Here is a 16,590-nt window from a genome sequence, read left to right on the forward strand (position 1 = left end):
GATAAAATCAGGCGCATGAGCAAATGGGCACAAATCCTTGGCATTGGAGCGACGGCACTGCTGATCGGCGGAGGCGTCGGCGCGGGCACCTACGCAGCCATCGACGAGCCCGACCCGGCGCACTACGCCATCGCCACCACCGCCGAGGCGCCACGCCTGCAACTGACCAACCCCGACGGCCTGCTCACCCCAGCTGACCAGGCGCAACTCGAGCAGAACCTCCAGCGCATCGACCACCCAGAAGTCGTGCGCACCATCCACATCCTCGCGTTCAACAACGCCGAAAACACGCGCGACAACATCAACGACACCATCGAGGAATACTTCCGCGCCCACTACCCCGACGAAATCCTGGACAAACACGGCTTCCGCGACGGCACCCTCATCCTCGCCGTCGACATGGCGCACCGCCACCACGCAATCTACGCCGCCGACGACGTCGCCGACGTCCTCGACCTCCACAGCGAATCGCAGCGCGTCTCCTCAGTTATCGACGCCATGGTTCCCGGCCTACAAAGCAACAACGTCCCCGCCGCCCTGTTCGCCGGCGCGAGCCTGGCCATGGACACCGACGGCCTGCAGCAGGAGCGTTACGAGTCCGCAGTCGACGACCGGATTGGGGGCGGCATCGGCGCCGGTGTGGGATCCGGCGTGTTGGCAGGCGTTGTTGGAGGCACAGGCGTCGCGCTGCGCAACCGGCGCCGCCGATTGGTTAAGCAGGCGCGGGCGGACTACTCCCTCGTGACCAAGGAATACGCCGACCTCGCCGGGCGCCTCGACGGCATCGATGTCCGCGCCAACTCCCTCACCAGCGCATTTGCCGATGCGGAGCTGCGTCGTCAATGGGGCGACGTCCGCGACCGCTTCCTCCGACTCCACGACACCGTCTCCGGCGCCGGCGGCATCAGCAGCATCCCCATCTCCGACGACGCCGCTGCCTACCGCGCCCGCAAACAACTCGCCGACGCCGCCGAAACCCTCACCCACACCAGCCACGCCGAAGACAACATCAACCGCCTCTTCAACATCGAACAAGGGGACACCACCACCCGCCGCACCGACCTCGCCCGCCTCAGCAGGGACATCACCAAAGCACGCACCTCAATTAACGACGCCACCCTCCGCCAAGAACTCGTCTCCTTGGAGGAGCGCGTCCGGCAGCTAGATGCGGACCCCGCCAGCCCCACCTTCCTCGACAACTACCTCCACCTCCTCTCCGACTACCGCATCATCCTCGACGCCGTCAAAGACAAAGAGTTCAGCGACGTCAAAGACCGCCACAAACTCACCACCCCAGCCATCTACGACAAGGACTACTGGTACCCCACCTACATCCCATTCGTTGCGATGCAGTCCTGGCACAACACCAACGTCGCCGCCGCGAACTCGGCTGCTTCTTCCTCTTCGGGTGTGAACACGACGTTCAGCTCCGGGTTCACGGCTGCCGGCGGGTCGGGGAGTTTCTAGGGGTTGGTCCTGCACCAGATTCCCTAATACGCGCTCGCCGACCTGGTCTTTTGCAGATTGGGCTGCTGAAAAGCTGGAATGTGGTGCAGGCCCCGGCCATAAAAACATCAGAACGCAGATTGATGCTACATTGACGTTGCAGACCTCCACCGTACATGCGGAATTTGGGGGTCTAGCTGTTTTTAACGGCTATTGGCCGTATTTTCGGGGAGTTCCACCCCAGTCTCACCTCTAAACCGGTCCGGGACAGATCTTGAAATCTTGCAAATGTGAGGCCTGTGGAATCCATCTGAGCAGGAGGAATCTGAGTGATAGCCTTGTTCTCGTGCGAAAAATGAACATTAATTTCAGGGCCGAATGGAATAACGCGCAAGTCATTGCCGCTCTGCTCGTTGCTTTCGTGTTATTCCTTGCCATGGTGCACTGGGGGTTGGTGCTCTTCTGGGAAAAGCCCTGGCAGGAATCGCTTGCGACGATATTTTCATATCGAGGAGCGATACCTGCTGCCGCAGCTGCCGTACTTACGCTAGGTATCGCCACCACGTCACTGTCGCAGAAATCAAATGCTGATGACCGCTCTGCGTACTACGAACGTGTTCAGTGGGCAATCGATATGACACTTGCAGAAAATCCCGCTCAGCAAAATGCAGGTTGGCATTTTTTGACCCCAATGCTGGAGTCAGGGTTGAAGTCTTCAGAAGATATCGGGTTTACTCGGGCAATTCTTGAATACGACAATAAATTTAACCCGAAGAATTCAACCTTTTCGCCGGGTACTACTTCGAAGAACTGGGTTTCAGACCTAGAGATTTTGTTACTATTATCCGTACTAGGTCATAACAGGGATAGGAAGGAGTCTGCTGATGACTAATCAGGCAATGGCAGAGCGGAAGTATCCACTGACCGAGTCCCATAAACGAATGATCGAGCAGTTGCCAATGACACAGGCGAAAGCTAGCCGTGATTTGCAAGAGTATGCCAAGAAACTCGAAGCACGTCAGAACCGGCCCTTATGGCAGCGGATTCTAGGCATTTATCCGATATAGATGGTGTTGCCCGGAGGGCTCCAGCATAGGTTAAAAGGCCGAGTGTGATCCATGCGATCATCAAACGCAACCACAAGCAGCGGTACTAAAACGTTTCACGGGCTTCTCCTAGTATGAGTAGTGTTTCCTTGCAGGATAAATGCAAATATTTTTGCATCACAATTGTTTGCTCTGCCCGAACACATTCACTCCAGCTGACTGACTAGCCGTCACCGATCTAGGCTTTTACAACTTGGCCAACTCAAAACGAGGGAATGTGGTGCAGGCACCTCTTCCCTGCGCACCAAATTCCTGGTTTTTCACGGGGCGCTCGGCGTTTTCCCAGGTCGCGATTCGGCAAGATGGGAATGTGGTGCGCGTCCCGGGCACTTGAGTGCCAAAGGACGCAATTCCGAAAAGTAGCACCGACATAGTGCCTGGTCATCAATGGGCTAGCCTTTAGGGGGTGCGTCCTTTGGCACTCACGGCACTCGAGACCTAAGAACGCCAAAGGCCCCACCAAAAAGGCGGGGCCTTAAGCCAAAAACTAAAGCTACTCCACGGTGACGGAGTTGATCACGACGTCCTCGACGGGGCGGTCCATGCGGCCGGTCGGGACGTTGGCAAGCTCGTCGACGACCTTGCGGGAAGCCTCATCGGTGACCTCGCCGAAGATGGTGTGGCGGTTGTTCAGCCACGGGGTTTCGGCGACGGTGATGAAGAACTGGGAACCGTTGGTGCCTGGGCCGGCGTTTGCCATGGCCAGCAGGTATGGGCGGTCAAACTGGAGTTCTGGGTGGAACTCGTCGGCGAACTGGAAGCCTGGGCCGCCGGTGCCGGTGCCGGTTGGGTCGCCGCCCTGGATCATGAAGTCGGGGATGATGCGGTGGAAGATGGCGCCGTCGTAGAAGGGGCCTTCGGTGGTGCCCTTCGCGTTCTTGGTGGAGTAGTCGAGGGTGCCCTTCGCCAGGCCGGTGATGGTGTCAACGGTGTGTGGGGCGTGGTTGCCAAACAGGTCGACTTTGATGTCGCCGTGGTTGGTATGGAACGTCATTGTCTGCGTCTTTTGAGTCATGGTGTACAGCGTACACGACCCTCCACGCCCCTCGTCCGGTGTTAGCGCTGGGCGAGCACCGCGTCGCGTGCGGCTACCAGGTTGCGTAGCGAGGGCTCCACTTCCTCATACTTGCGCGTCTTCAGGCCGCAGTCGGGGTTGACCCAGAGGTGTTCGGCTGGGACGTGGCGCAGTGCTGCTTGGAGCAGTTCGACGATTTCCTCGACGGAAGGGACGCGTGGTGAGTGGATGTCCCAGACGCCGGGGCCGATTTCGGAGTGGAAGGAGTCGTCGATGTCGGCAAGCAGTTCCATGCGAGAGCGGGCGGCTTCGATGGAGGTGACGTCGGCGTCGAGGCCGGCGACGGCTTCGATGATCTGGCCGAACTCTGAGTAGCAGAGGTGGGTGTGGATCTGGGTGGTCGGTGTGGCGTCGACGGAGACGAGTCGGAAAGAGCGGACGGCCCAGTCGAGGTAGGACGGGCGGTCCTTGGCGCGCAGTGGGAGGAGTTCGCGCAGGGCTGGCTCGTCGATTTGGATGATGCCGATGCCGGCTTCCTCGAGGTCGCGGACTTCGTCGGCGAGGGCGGCGCCGATTTGGTCGGCGGAGATGGACAGGGGGACGTCGTCGCGTTTGAAGGACCAGGCCAGGATGGTGACTGGGCCGGTGAGCATGCCCTTGACTGGCTTGTTGGAGAGGGATTGGGCGTAGGTGGCCCATTCGACGGTCATTGGGGCTGGTCGGGAGACGTCGCCGTAGACGATTGGTGGGCGGGTGCAGCGGGAGCCGTAGGACTGGACCCAGCCGTTTTCGGTGACGACGAAGCCGTCGAGGAGTTCGGCGAAGTACTGGACCATGTCGTTGCGTTCGGCTTCGCCGTGGACGAGGACGTCGATGCCGATTTCTTCTTGCAGTTCGATGACCTGCTTGATTTCTTGCTGCAACGCTTCCTTGTATTGAGCGTCGCTGAGTGTGCCGTTGCGGTGTGCGGCGCGGGCTTGGCGGATCTCGGGGGTTTGTGGGAAGGAGCCGATGGTGGTCGTCGGCAAGCTGGGGAGGTTCAGCGCCTCGCGCTGGGCCTGCTGGCGCTCGGCGAACAGCGGCTGGCGCTGCACCTGACCTGCGGGAAGCGTGCCAAGGCGCTTCGCGACGGCCTCGTCGTGGCGCAGCGGGGACTCCGCGCGGGTGCGCGCGACGCGGGCGGACGCGGCGAACGCAACCTCGGCGGCCTGCGGACCGGCACTCAGGGCGAGGGCTTCGGCGATCTTCTCGTCGGCGAAGGCGAGCCAGGTGGCGACGTCCACGGGCAGGTTGCGCTCGGCCTTGAGGGTGTGCGGCACGTGCTGCAGCGAGGTGGACGTGGTCACCGATGTGGCGCCGAGGGTGGTGAGGATTTCGGTGCGTTCGGCGAGGTCGGCGGCCCAGACGTTGCGGCCGTCGATAAGTCCGGCGACGAGGTGCGTCTCGGGCGCGACGTGGGCGCGGACCTGCTCGACGTAGTCCGGGGTGGCCTGCAGGGTCCATGGGGACAGGTCGACGTGGAGGGCTTCGGGCTTGAGTTCGCCGAGGACGGGCAGGGCGGCGTCGGCGGCGCCGTATGGGGTGGTCAGGTAGACGTTCGGGCGAGCGTCGGCGCCGAGGAGTGTCGACCATGCCTCACCCAGGTAGCGCGCGATATCGGTGTCCGGGGTGTCAACGTCAGCGACGACGATCGGCTCGGCGACCTGGACCCACTCCACACCGGCCTGGTGCAGCGCCGCGAAGACCTGGGCGTATGCCTCGACGAGGGCCGGGAGCAGGGACCACTCCACCGGCTTCGACAGCGCGAGGAGCGTGACCGGGCCGACGAGGTACGGGCGAACCTGGTGGCCGGCCTCGCGGGCCTCCTCCACGATGCGCACGATGCGGTCCGGCACCGGCGTGATCTCTTGGCCGGCGGCGACCTCGGGCACGAGGTAGTGGTAGTTGGTGTCGAACCACTTGGTCATCTCCAGCGGCACGCGGGTGGCGGTGCCGCGGGCGAGCGCGAACTCCTCGTCCAGGTCGGTGCCGCCGGCGACCAGGCCGACGGTCAGCGCGGTCTCCAGGACGTGGTCGTAGAGGGCGACGTCCGCCGGGATGGCGTAGGGCTCGGAAAGGCCGAGGTCACGCAGGTGGTTGTACGTATCGATGCGCAGGGCGCGCGTCGTGGAACGGAACGTGTCCGCGTCGATCTGCCCGGACCAGTAGGACTCCAGGGCGCGCTTCAGTTCGCGTTGCGCGCCGATCCTCGGGTAGCCCTCGATGGTCGTGGTGGGGAATGCTACGGTGCTCACAGGTTGAGTCCTTTCAATAGTTCACGTGTTACTGCTAAGTCGTTATGTGTGTAAACATGCAGGCCACCGGCGCCAGCCTGCAGAATCGTGCGCGCTAACTCAACGGTGAGTCGCATGCCAATCTGGTGCTCTTCCTCCGGTGTCCGCGCGGCTTCAAGCTGCTTGATGACGTCCACCGGGGGTGCCACACCGGACAACTCACCCATCCTGCGCACCCGGTTCACGCTGGTCATCGGCATGATGCCGGGGATCAGCGGGATGCGCACCCCGGCGAGCCGGGCACGTTCCGCGAAGCTGAGGTAGTCCTGCGCGTCAAAGAACAGCTGCGTGATGGCGAAGTCGGCACCGAGGCGCTGCTTCGCCAGCAACACGTCCAGGTCCTGGTCGTCGCTGGTGCTCTCCGCGTGTCCCCGCGGGTAGCAGGCCACCGACAGCGCCAGCTTGCCGGCGGCGAGGCGGTAGGCCTGGGCGTCGGCGACGTCCTGGATCAGGTTGAGCAGGTCCGTCGCGTGCTGCAGGTGTGTGTCGGGCAGACGGTCGAGTCCGGATGGGATGTCGCCGCGAAGGGCGAGGAATCCGCGGACGCCGGCGTCGATAAGCTGGGTGATCCACTGCCGCAGCTCGTCGGGCGTGCCGGCGGTGCAGGCGAGGTGCGCGATAGGGCGCATGCTCGTGGTCTGCGCGATGCGCTCGATGAGGCGGGCGGTGCCTTCCAGCCAGTCGCTGCGGTGCGAGCTGGTGACCGACACGTAGTCGGGTTGGTAGGCGGCGAGCCCTTGGATGAGGGCGTCGAGCTTGGCGGAGTCGGCGCTGTGACGCGGTGGGATCACCTCGAAGCTGAGTGCCGTGCGTGCCCGCTGCGGGCGTGGTGCGAGCTCCTCCTCGATGCCGTCCAACGGTGCCGACGCCGAGATCCGCGTTTCCAACGTTGCCTGCCGCACCTGACTCACCTGCCTTCTGTTGCTTCCTGTTGATGGGGTGCAATGAAATTTAAGACTGGCCGCAAGGGTGCACAACTACTTTTGCGTATCGCGATGCATTGTCACAGGTCAGCGACCTGCGAAATGTGAATAATATTTCCCAAAACTGAACCGCTTGGTCTACTTCGTGCGGACTGTGGGGGCACATGTCGGTGCAGCCCGCTAGGGTGGTTGGGAAAGAACACAACGAAGGAGCACACATGAACCTCACCACTGCACGACTCGCACTGCGCGGCATCAGCGGCGCCTGGAACTACTTCCGCGAACTCAACAGCAAGCAGCAGCGCGACGTCTACGAAGCACTCACCGAAGCCATCAAGGACGACAACATCGACGATCTCCACGACCTCGCCGACGTGCCACAGCTCGAGGGGATCTACGACGCCGCGCGCCAGCAGGCCGGCAAAGTCACCCGCGCCAGCCACGCGCGTATCGACGCCCGCCGCGCCCTCCACGCCGCGACCGCCCCTGACCGCAAGGCCCGCCAGATCGCGCTGAAGAAGGAAGCGCGCAAGCGTGGGGCCGGCTCGAAGGTCCTGCTCGCCTCCCTCGGTGCGGGCGCGCTCGCGGCCGGCGGCTGGGCGCTGTGGGAGTTCTACCTGCGCGAAAAGCTTGAGGAGCGCAACCACGAGCCCAAGCACGCACTGCGGGAAGACGCGACTGAAGGCGGGTCTGAGGGAACGGCGACGCTGGTGTACTCCACCGATTCCGCCGACGACCAGTTCAGCACCCTCGACGCCCTCGACGACGACCAGCGCCGCGCTACGAAGTAGCCGCTAGTTGGCGTCCACCCGCCACGCCAGCAGCAGGTGGTTGACCAGGCGGGTCTTCACGTCTGGGAAGAGGTCGCGCAGGTTCGCGCTCATCGGGCGGGTGACCACGATCAGCTCGGCGGCGATCTCGGAGGGGGTCAGCGCTGGGTCGACGAGGCCGTGGGGGGCGGCGAGGTCCAGCAGCTCTTGGACGTGCGCGAAGAACTCGTCGCGGCGCTGCCGCACCGTGGGCTCCAGGGCGTGCGGCGGCTCGTCCGCCAGGGCCGCCACCAGCATGCCGATACCCGAGTCGGCGCACGCCCAAATGAAGGCGCGCCACTGCTCCTCCGGGGCGCTGTCAAATTTGGCCAGCGTGTCCCCCAGCTTCGCGTCAAGCACGTCGATGAACTCGAGGGCGCACGCCTGGCGCAGGTCGGCGCGCGTCGGAAAGTGCCTGTACAGCGTGGCGATGCCCACCCCAGCGTGCTCCGCGATCTCACCAAGCGTGACCTCCGAGTTCGGGCGGGTGCGGAAGTTCTCCACCGCTGCCCGGATCAGCTGTTCGCGCTTCTGTCTCGCATCGGCCCGCATGGTGCTTCCTTTCCGCTTGACATTAACTGATAGTCAATCCTACGCTTAGCACCATTCTGCAACGAAAATCAACCAAAGTAGGTGTTCAATGGACTGCATCCTACGAGCCGTCGACGTCGTCGTGCGCCCAGGGAACAACCCGGTCAACCTCGAGGTTGGCGAAGGGTTCACGCTGGTCACATCGCCGCGCGAGTCCGGCGCGTCCACACTGAGTATGGCGCTCGCCGGCCGCTACGAACCGCACAGCGGCACCATCGAGCTTTTCGACGAGCCCACCACCGCCCGCCAGCGCTTCCCCGAGATCGCTCTGGCCGGCATCCCGCTCATCGACTCTGTCGAGCGCTCCGTACCCACAAAAGAAATCATCCGGGAGCAGATCTCCTGGGAGCTGCCGTTCTTCCGGCGCATCCCGCGTGACCTGCTCGGCCACGAACTTGTCGAACCCTGGCTGGAACCCCTCCAATTCGACCTGGACGAGGACAAACTCAAGCTCGGCATCGGCGACCTCAGCATCGTCGATCGGATGCGGCTGCGTGTACTGCTCGCGCTCATCGCGCGACCCGACGCGCCGCTGATCATCGTCGACGACCCCGACCAGCTGCGTAACTTTGAGCTGCGCAAAGAATTCATCGACAACCTGCGCGACGTCGCAGAACTCAAACCAGTGCTGGTCAACAGCGTGAACAAGGAGGACCTATGATCGCAGGGCTGCACATCGGCAGCAACTTCCGAAAGTTCGGTCACGGCAAACTGCCGCCGCTCGCCATCATCGCCATCACGCTCATCCCGCTGCTCTTCGGCGGGTTGTTCGTCTGGTCCTACTACGACCCGCTGGGCAACCTGCACAAGATGCCCGTCGCCCTGGTCAACTCGGACGAGGGTGAGCACGGCCTTACCGTGGTCGAAGAGCTCATGGACGAGCAACCCATGGACTTCCGCCTCGTCAGCGCGGAGGAAGCCCAAAAGGGCGTTGCCGACGGCACCTACTACCTCGGCGTGGAGATCCCAAGCGACTTCTCCGAGGCCGCCGAATCCGTCAAGTCCGACAACCCCCACCAGGCGAAACTCAACATCTCCCTCAACGAGACCAACGGGTTTATCCCCACCATGCTGGGCAACCAGGTGACCCTGATCATGAGCTCCGTCATCTCAGAGAGCGTGAGTAAAGAGGTGGTCAACCAGCTCTTCGTCGGCTTCAACACCATCCACGACGGCATGGTGAAAGCCGCCGACGGCGCCGACCAACTCGACGACGGCGCCAACAAAGCCAAAGACGGCAGCGGCAAACTGAAGGACGGCGCCGGCAAGCTCAACGGCGGCGTCGGGGAGCTCGACAACGGCATCAAGAAGCTCGCCGACGGCGCGCAGCAACTCGACTCCGGCATCGGCGAACTCCAACAGGGCGCCAACACCCTCAACGAGAAGCTCGGCGAAGCCTCCCAAGGCGCCAACAAGCTTGCCGATGGCCTCTCCGCCCTCCAAGACGGCACCGCCCAGCTCGGCGCCGGAGCCGCCGCCATCGCCGGCGGTGTAGGCAAGCTGACCTCCATCACGGACCAGCTCAACGTGGCCCAGAACACCTTCAACAGCATCAACGCCACCCTGGACCAGGCCATCCGCCAACTCGACGCCACCCCAGTTCCCGGCGCCTCCGACCTGGCCAACCAGGCGCGCGGCCTGAAAGCTCAGCTCAACGGCGACCAGTTCGTTGCCATGAACCCGCAGATGATCAACGACCTGACCAGGCTGCGCAACGGCGCCCAAGAGCTGTCCACCCAGCTCAACGACCCTACCGCCAAGTACCGCGCCGGTGTCGAGCAAGCCGTCTCCGGCGCGCAAACGCTCGCCCAGGGTCTGCAGATGCTGCACGACGGCTCCGGCACGCTGGTGGTGGGCGTCGGCAAGCTGAAGGACGGCTCCTCCCGCCTCGTCGTGGGAGCCAACTCCGCAGCCGAAGGCACCTCCAAACTCGCGGGCGGCTCCAACCAGCTCGTCGTCGGCCTCAACGACCTGAACGACGGCCTGGTCACCCTCAGCGACGGCACCGGCGAACTCAGCCTCAAACTCAACGAAGGCGCCGACAAAGCCCCAACCTGGGAAGGCGACCGCCTCGAGAAAGCCACCGAGGCCGCCGGTAACCCCGTCGTACACAACAACACCGGCGACGAACTCACCTTCTTCGGCAAGGGCCTCTCCCCCTTCTTCCTGTCCCTCTCCCTGTGGATCGGCGGCCTGGTGCTCTACATGATCCTCGCGCCGTTCTCACGCCGCGTCATCGACTCCGGCACCAACCCCTTCCGCATGGTCGCCCACACCCTGCTGCCGTCCCTGATCGTCGGCTTCGTGCAGGCCGTGCTGCTGTGGCTCGTGCAGGTCGTCGCGATCGGCGTCGAGCCGAAGCACCCACTCGGCCTGTTCGGCGTGCTGTGGTTCGGCTCCTGGGTGTTCATGTCCCTCATCCTGGCCATCAACATGGTCTTCGGCCCCGCCACCGGCAGACTGGTCACCATGGCGCTCATGTCCCTCCAGCTGGTGGCCTCCAACGGCCTCTACCCGCCCGAAGTGCAGCCAGGGTTCATCCAGTGGGTCCACGCCTGGGACCCGATGCGCTTTACCGTGGATATGATCCGCGTCGCCTTCTTCGGCACCCACGCCGAGGACCCGCGCCTGCTGCGCGCCATCGTGGTCCTCACACTGCTCGCCGTGGCCGCGTGGTTGATCAGCGCGTGGGGCATGTGGAAGCGTCGCATCCTCAACGACAAGGACATCCACCCAGAGCTGGCGTTGTAGGGGGTGTGTGGGCGCTGGGGCCTGGTCCCTGGCACCACATTCCTATTTGGGGGTTCGGTGAGCTGGGGAAACGCTGCGGCGCCTTTTCGGGGGAATTCGGGAATTTGGTGTCTGGGCAGGGGATGCCAGTGCCAAAGGACGCAATTCTTGTTGGGGGATGGGATAAAAGCCCAGGTCGTGAAGAGGGAGTTGCGTCCTTTGGCACTGAGGTGAGGGGGAGTGCACCAAATTCCCCCTCGTGGAGTTGACGACCTGGGGAAACGCCGCGGCGCCTTTTCGAGATTCGGGAATGTGGTGTCGTGATGCTTGGCCTGCGCACCAAATTCCCCCTTGCGCGTTTAGCGACCTGGGAAAACGCGTATGCCACCTAGGGGAAAGTCACGAATGTGGTGCGCTCCCCCTTCTGCAGGTGATTTCTTCGGCTGGTAGACTCGCAACATTGTTGATGCGTCAACACACATTGCGATCTACCAATAACGAAGGAGCACACTATGTCTACATCCGCAAAGCTTGCATCCGTTGCCCTGCGCGTCCCGACGGGGCTTTTCATTTTGAACTCTGCCCTGGGCAAGTTCGGCCTCAACCGCGAGGCCGCCGAGGGCCTCCAAGGCATGGCTGCCACGGGCATCCCTGCGCTTGGCAAGTTGGATCCGGAGCAGTTCGGCAAGGGTCTCGCTGTCTCTGAGGCAGCGGTGGCCGGCGCGCTGCTCGCCCCCTTTGTGAGCAACCGTCTCGCCGGTGCGGCCCTTGGCTCGTTTGGCGCTGGCATGTTGACGATGTACTTCAACAACGACGCCATGACCGAGGACGACGGCATCCGTCCTTCCCACGATGGCCTTTCCCTGGCGAAGGATTCGTGGCTGGTTTCGATGGGTGCGGCGCTGATGGCGTTGCCGAAGAAGCGGAAGTAGCCGATTCCCTTTACTGCAAGAGAAAACCCGGCCCGCGCACCGTGTGGTGTGCGGGCCGGGTTTTGTTATGCCCTGACCTCAGCCTGAGACGGAGTCAACGTTAGTTGTTCTCCGCTGGCTTGTCCTCGGCAGGCTTTGCTTCCTCGGTGCCCTGATCGTCCTTCTTGGAGGAACCGTCAATCAGGGTCTGGTTGCCGGTTGCCTTGCCCAGCTGGTAGGAGGACGTTGCTTCGTCCACACCACAGCTACGCAGGACAACGTCCATGATGATCAGGCCGGCGGTGATGGCACCGAGGGCGCCACCTGCGAGGCCGATCATCTGTGGGTTCGCTACCTGGAACGCACCCTGCAGGCCGGCTGCGCGCTCTGCGCGGTCGCGGTCGTAGATACCCAGGCCACGCTGGATGTCATCGTTAGCGCGCTTGATGGCTGCGTTGACCTGTGCGCTCAGGCTCTCGAGGCCCGGAACGCGGACCTGGGAGAGGATGCCCAGCGGGATCAGCAGCAGCAGTGGCGACGCCATGCCGACCAGACCAGCGATGCACTTCGGGTCCTTGAAGTTCGCGTTCGAGGAACCCTTGGTTTCGTTCGTAGCGGTGACATTTACCTCAACATCGACTGGAGCACCCTGAGCAGAGTTCGGGAAGATCGGCACGATGGTGAGATTGCCATTCTTCTCCGGGGTGATAATCCACTTGCCGTCCTTGAACTCCTTCGTCGCCTTACCGCCGACAATGTCGAAGTCAACCTTGCTCAGGTCAAGCTTCACGCCAGAGTCAGGGTTGAGCTCGATGGTGATGACGCCGGTCTTCTCGTTCTTCTTAATGACAAAGAGCTTGTTCGGGTCAGCGATGTTCGCACCCTCGGAAGTGGACCAGCCCTTTGGCAGCACAGAGATGGTGTATCGAGTCACCAAGTCACCGTTGGCGTTGTACTCCTCAACAACCACAGACTGGTTTGCAGCCTCGTTCTTCAAGGTGAACTTGGAGTTATCCTCGCTCACGCCTTCGACAAGGTCGCGACCCTTGACGATGGCCAGGGTGTTGTCCTTGTCCTTCTTCTCGATGGTCAGCGTCTCACCAACAAGAGCGCCCTTCTGAACCTCATCGAACTTACGGACCTTCGGCGCCGTGATGTTCAGCGTGTAACGGTTAACAACGTTGCCCTCTGGGTCGACTTCCTGCACGATGCCGGACTTGCCAGCCGAACCCTTCGCCGGCTTCGCAACCCACTCGCTGATCTTGTTGCTCTTGCCGTCGACGGAACCGCTGTCCTCGACGTTCGTCGTGAAGTTCTCGGAACCACTGACCCACACCATGGTGTTCGGGTTGATCTGCAGCACGCGGAACTCGGACGATTCTGGGATCTCGAAGGTGCGGTTGCTCTTGTTCTCGCCAGCGCCGACGGTGAACTCGTAGTTCGCGTACACGCCACGGTCGTCAGCGACCTGGAAGGTGAAGACCTTGCCGATCGCTGCCTCGAGCGGCACGAGCTGGAACTCGTTCGTCTCCTCGGAGTACTTGAAGTACTTCTTGAACTCGCTGGTGATGTCCTTACCGTCAGCAAGGGTACCCTCGAGGACCTTGAAGACCTTGTCGTTCTCGTAGCGGGCCAGCTTCGCGGTGCTATCCGTCGTGATCACGCGCTTGATGACCTTGTTCAAGTCACGACCAGGCTTGAAGTTGATGGTGTAGCGCTCGAAGACGTAGCCGTCGTTCGTGCGGTTCTCGACAACAACGGTGCCTTCTGCCTCACGGTTCGGCTCCAGCTTCATGATGGAACCTTCTTCAGGCTTCGACTTCAGCAGCTCCTCGCCCTTGATGAGCTTGAGGTCGGTGCCCTGAATCGTCAGGTCGTTGTCAGTGGTGAACTCGTGGTTCAGCTCCTGGACGTGACCCGGCTCGACATCAACAACCCACTCGGTGATGACAAGGTCAACGTACCGCTTGCCGTCCTTGTTCTTCGGAGCCTTATCAACAATGATCTTCGGCTTCTTCGGGTTATCATTGTTCGGGTCGAGCAGGCTCTCGTCAGCGACGGTGGAACCCTCAGGAATATCCTCTACGTCGAGCCAACGCATCGTCTCCTGGATCTTGACCTGGCCCTTCGTGCCCGGCTTGAAGCGGAAGCGCAAATCGGTGGTGTCACCGTTGTCGTTGGTCTTCGTATTCTCCTCATCCTTGACGACCAAGTCCTCACCCTCAGTGATGGTGAGGTTGTTGTTCGTGGCGTTGCCAGCGTTAATCGTCATGTACGAACGATCAACCGTCTCACGCTTCAGCACGCGCTTCTCGAAGGTGTCTTGGTTGAGAGCAGGGTTAATCTGAATGTTCCAGATGTTGCTCAGCTCACCCTTGTCGTCGTTCACCTGAACGACGACAAGGCTGCCCTGAAGGTTATTGGCAGCTGCGTCGGTCGGCTTCACGACCCACTTGCCATTCTCTTCAATGATCTTCGCGTAGTCTTCGCCGCTGACAATCTTGATGGTGTAGTTGTCGCGGCGCTCGATCTCGACCTTGCCATCGGGGTTGATGAGACGGTCACGGATGTCCGGGCCAGCATTCACGTCCTTCTTGACGATGAACGTGAACTCGTAAGTGCGGCCGTCCTTGTCGGTGAAGGTGACGGTTGCTTCGCCTTCAGCGCCTTCGTTCGGAACGATCTTCCAGTTGTCGCCGTCCTCGACGATCTCCTTGATGACCTTGTTCTCGTCGGAGGTGATCTCGAACTTGGTACCACCACGACGCTCAACGAAGCCCACGGAGGTGTTGAGGATCTCGCGGGTCACCTTGTAGGTGGAGTTGATGTTCTCAATGGTGATGATGTTCTGCTTCTCTTCACCGTTCTTCGACGTGATCTTGACGATCACCTCACCGTGAACATCCTTGTCCTTCGGGGTGATGATGAGCTTGCCAGCACCATCGTCCTTCACGGTCGCGATGTCGCCACCCTCGAGGACCTCGACCTTGTCACCCTTGTCCAGCGTGATGATCTTGGTGCGATCAGAGCCACCCTGGTTGATGTTGTAGAAGTAGTTGTTCACGATCTTGTTGAGGTGCTCGACCTCACCAGTGCGATCGTTGATCTGCAGCTCGTAGATGTACTCGTTGCCGTTCTCATCGGTAACGACGATCTCAACAACACCGGATCCCTTGAAGTCATCCTTCGGCTTGATGATCAGGTTGTTGTCCTTATCGCGATCCACGATCACGAGGTCTTCGCCCTTCGTGATGCGCCAGGAGTAGCCCTGCTTCTTCAGATCGCCCATGTCAAGGATCTTCTTCTCGTCCTTGTGACGGATGTCAATCGTGTTGTGGATCTCGTAGACTTCCTTCTCGATCCGGGTGTAGTACTCCTTGATGATCTCCTGAACGTTGACGTTCGTGGAAGTCGTCGTAACGGTGGACTGCTCGGTCTTCGTCTCGGTGACGTCAGACGGGGTGACCTCAACCGTCGTTGGGACGGTCGTGTAGTGGGTCTCCGTCGTCGGGGTGACGTGCTCCTTGACCGTGGTCACGACTGGGCGCTCAGTAACGGTCGTCGTGTTGGTGACCGTCGAGCCTGGAACAACCGTCTCAACAATCGACGGCTCCGGCGTGATGGTCTTCGTGACCGTGACGTCCTTGCCGTTTTCACGCTTGGTCGTCGTTACCGTCGACGGCTCGTGAGTAACCGTGGTGGTCTTCGTCTCCGCCGGCTTCGTTACGGTCGTCACCTTGGTGGTTGGCGGGATTTCCTCCCAGCGGGTTACGGTCGTCTCTGGGACCGTCACGACGGTGGTCACCGTGCTCTTCGGCAGCGTCACTGTCGTGTTCGTGTAGTGAGGCTCCTGCGGCTGTGGCGGCTTCGGCTTCTCCAGACCTGGCTGGTACGGCGTGATCAGACGCTGGGAAGTGTACTCACGCCGCCAGCTGAAGTTCAGGTTGTAGTTGTTCGGCATCAGAACAACGATGTATTCGCTGGCCTTGACGGAGCTACGAATCTTCTGCATCGCCTGCTCGTTGACGACGAGGTAGTAGTTCGGCCCCGGGTTTGCCCGATCAACGCGCTTGTAGCGAATCTCGAAACCAGTCAGCTGGGTGAACATCGCGTCACCCATCAGGTTCGGGCGAACCTCGTTGAGGTATGCAAGGTTGTTGGACACCAACGCCTGCATGTACATCATCTTGCGCTTAACGCCCTCGATGTTGCCCTTCTCCTGGTCCTCGAGAACGGCCTTCATCAAGTTGATGGCACCCTTCTCAACATCCGGGTTGATACGGTTGCCAACACCGTAGCGGCCGGACTGGCCGGTCAGCTTACGGAAGGAGTAACCCTTCGGGTTGTTCCATGGGTTATCGACGCCCCAGTCGATGCACCAGCCCGGGCCGTACTGGGTAGCCAGCAAGCCGAGAGCGTTCTGGCCCTTCGGGATCTTCTCTTTCCAGATTTGCTGGCCTTCAAAGACCTTCTGCAGTTCTTCTTGGGAGAGCTGATCGTACTGGCTTGTAACAGCAATGTCTGCGCTTGCGTTCGGCGCAGCAACGTGCACGGTACTAACGGCCATGACGCCTGTAATCAGGCCGGCCATGATTCGCTTCTTAAGATGTGCGTTTTGCAACGGCTCAATCCTTAAAAATCGTAGGAGATATTCGAAGCAGCCTGAAGACCATCTGAACACGGATCCACAAACTGACAGACATTTATTCAATCACAAAAATCTCGC

The 16,590-nt window shown here is 61.4% G+C and carries 12 protein-coding genes; 7 read left to right on the forward strand and 5 right to left on the reverse strand.

From position 1 onward, the window contains the following. The first annotated feature begins 15 nt into the window (after positions 1-15). From QP802_RS09155 to QP802_RS09165, 3 genes are all read left to right on the forward strand, one after another. Complete coding sequence (locus tag QP802_RS09155) at positions 16-1,467, forward strand: DUF5129 domain-containing protein (protein ID WP_284818468.1); 1,452 nt, start codon at positions 16-18, stop codon at positions 1,465-1,467. 325 nt (positions 1,468-1,792) lie between these two features. After that, on the forward strand, positions 1,793-2,338 hold the full coding sequence (locus QP802_RS09160; protein WP_284818469.1) for a hypothetical protein: 546 nt from the start codon (positions 1,793-1,795) through the stop codon (positions 2,336-2,338). Then, positions 2,331-2,513 carry a hypothetical protein gene (locus QP802_RS09165; RefSeq protein WP_070363358.1) on the forward strand — a complete coding sequence of 61 codons (183 nt, stop codon included), beginning with the start codon at positions 2,331-2,333 and terminating at the stop codon, positions 2,511-2,513. Before QP802_RS09160 ends, QP802_RS09165 begins: the two co-directional genes overlap by 8 nt. A 532-nt stretch (positions 2,514-3,045) precedes the next feature. Here QP802_RS09165 and QP802_RS09170 read toward each other — a convergent pair. Genes QP802_RS09170 through QP802_RS09180 form a run of 3 tightly spaced genes read right to left on the reverse strand, consistent with a single transcriptional unit; the run spans position 3,046 to position 6,802 of the window. After that, on the reverse strand, positions 3,046-3,567 hold the full coding sequence (locus QP802_RS09170) for a peptidylprolyl isomerase (protein WP_256001450.1): 522 nt from the start codon (positions 3,565-3,567) through the stop codon (positions 3,046-3,048). A 41-nt stretch (positions 3,568-3,608) separates the two neighbouring features. Continuing rightward, complete coding sequence (gene metE / locus QP802_RS09175) at positions 3,609-5,861, reverse strand: 5-methyltetrahydropteroyltriglutamate--homocysteine S-methyltransferase (protein WP_284818472.1); 2,253 nt, start codon at positions 5,859-5,861, stop codon at positions 3,609-3,611. After that, positions 5,858-6,802 (reverse strand): methylenetetrahydrofolate reductase, encoded by a 945-nt coding sequence (locus tag QP802_RS09180; RefSeq protein WP_407933412.1) that lies wholly within the window; start codon positions 6,800-6,802, stop codon positions 5,858-5,860. The genes metE and QP802_RS09180 overlap by 4 nt, the downstream gene beginning before the upstream one ends. 239 nt (positions 6,803-7,041) lie before the next feature. Between QP802_RS09180 and QP802_RS09185 the strand changes: the two genes are divergently transcribed. Then, complete coding sequence (locus QP802_RS09185; protein ID WP_284818474.1) at positions 7,042-7,614, forward strand: hypothetical protein; 573 nt, start codon at positions 7,042-7,044, stop codon at positions 7,612-7,614. A 3-nt stretch (positions 7,615-7,617) separates the two neighbouring features. Here the strand turns inward: QP802_RS09185 and QP802_RS09190 are convergent, their stop codons facing one another. After that, positions 7,618-8,184 (reverse strand): TetR/AcrR family transcriptional regulator, encoded by a 567-nt coding sequence (locus QP802_RS09190; protein WP_256001455.1) that lies wholly within the window; start codon positions 8,182-8,184, stop codon positions 7,618-7,620. Positions 8,185-8,272: 88 nt separating this feature from the next. Between QP802_RS09190 and QP802_RS09195 the strand changes: the two genes are divergently transcribed. The 3 genes from QP802_RS09195 (at position 8,273) to QP802_RS09205 (ending at position 11,885) form a co-directional block, all read left to right on the forward strand. Further along, positions 8,273-8,884, forward strand: a complete 612-nt coding sequence (locus QP802_RS09195; RefSeq protein ID WP_256001457.1) for a P-loop NTPase family protein — start codon at positions 8,273-8,275, stop codon at positions 8,882-8,884. Continuing rightward, positions 8,881-10,974, forward strand: a complete 2,094-nt coding sequence (locus QP802_RS09200) for a YhgE/Pip domain-containing protein (RefSeq protein ID WP_284818477.1) — start codon at positions 8,881-8,883, stop codon at positions 10,972-10,974. Before QP802_RS09195 ends, QP802_RS09200 begins: the two co-directional genes overlap by 4 nt. A 491-nt stretch (positions 10,975-11,465) precedes the next feature. Beyond that, positions 11,466-11,885 (forward strand): hypothetical protein, encoded by a 420-nt coding sequence (locus QP802_RS09205; protein ID WP_070363365.1) that lies wholly within the window; start codon positions 11,466-11,468, stop codon positions 11,883-11,885. A 100-nt stretch (positions 11,886-11,985) separates the two neighbouring features. Here the strand turns inward: QP802_RS09205 and QP802_RS09210 are convergent, their stop codons facing one another. Next, positions 11,986-16,455, reverse strand: coding sequence for a hypothetical protein (locus tag QP802_RS09210; protein WP_284818478.1), 4,470 nt, complete (start codon positions 16,453-16,455; stop codon positions 11,986-11,988). Positions 16,456-16,590 lie beyond the last annotated feature (135 nt).

Origin of the sequence: Corynebacterium sp. UMB10119B, assembly GCF_030228125.1 — a bacterium.
GTDB classification, from domain to species: Bacteria; Actinomycetota; Actinomycetes; order Mycobacteriales; family Mycobacteriaceae; genus Corynebacterium; species Corynebacterium pseudogenitalium.

Coding starts and splice junctions, on each gene's coding strand:
- QP802_RS09155 (WP_284818468.1), top strand. CDS start 16: ATGAGCAAATGGGCACAAATCCTTGGCATTGGAGCGACGGCACTGCTG.
- QP802_RS09165 (WP_070363358.1), top strand. CDS start 2,331: ATGACTAATCAGGCAATGGCAGAGCGGAAGTATCCACTGACCGAGTCC.
- QP802_RS09170 (WP_256001450.1), bottom strand. CDS start 3,567: ATGACTCAAAAGACGCAGACAATGACGTTCCATACCAACCACGGCGAC.
- QP802_RS09185 (WP_284818474.1), top strand. CDS start 7,042: ATGAACCTCACCACTGCACGACTCGCACTGCGCGGCATCAGCGGCGCC.
- QP802_RS09190 (WP_256001455.1), bottom strand. CDS start 8,184: ATGCGGGCCGATGCGAGACAGAAGCGCGAACAGCTGATCCGGGCAGCG.
- QP802_RS09195 (WP_256001457.1), top strand. CDS start 8,273: ATGGACTGCATCCTACGAGCCGTCGACGTCGTCGTGCGCCCAGGGAAC.
- QP802_RS09200 (WP_284818477.1), top strand. CDS start 8,881: ATGATCGCAGGGCTGCACATCGGCAGCAACTTCCGAAAGTTCGGTCAC.
- QP802_RS09205 (WP_070363365.1), top strand. CDS start 11,466: ATGTCTACATCCGCAAAGCTTGCATCCGTTGCCCTGCGCGTCCCGACG.
- QP802_RS09210 (WP_284818478.1), bottom strand. CDS start 16,455: ATGGCCGGCCTGATTACAGGCGTCATGGCCGTTAGTACCGTGCACGTT.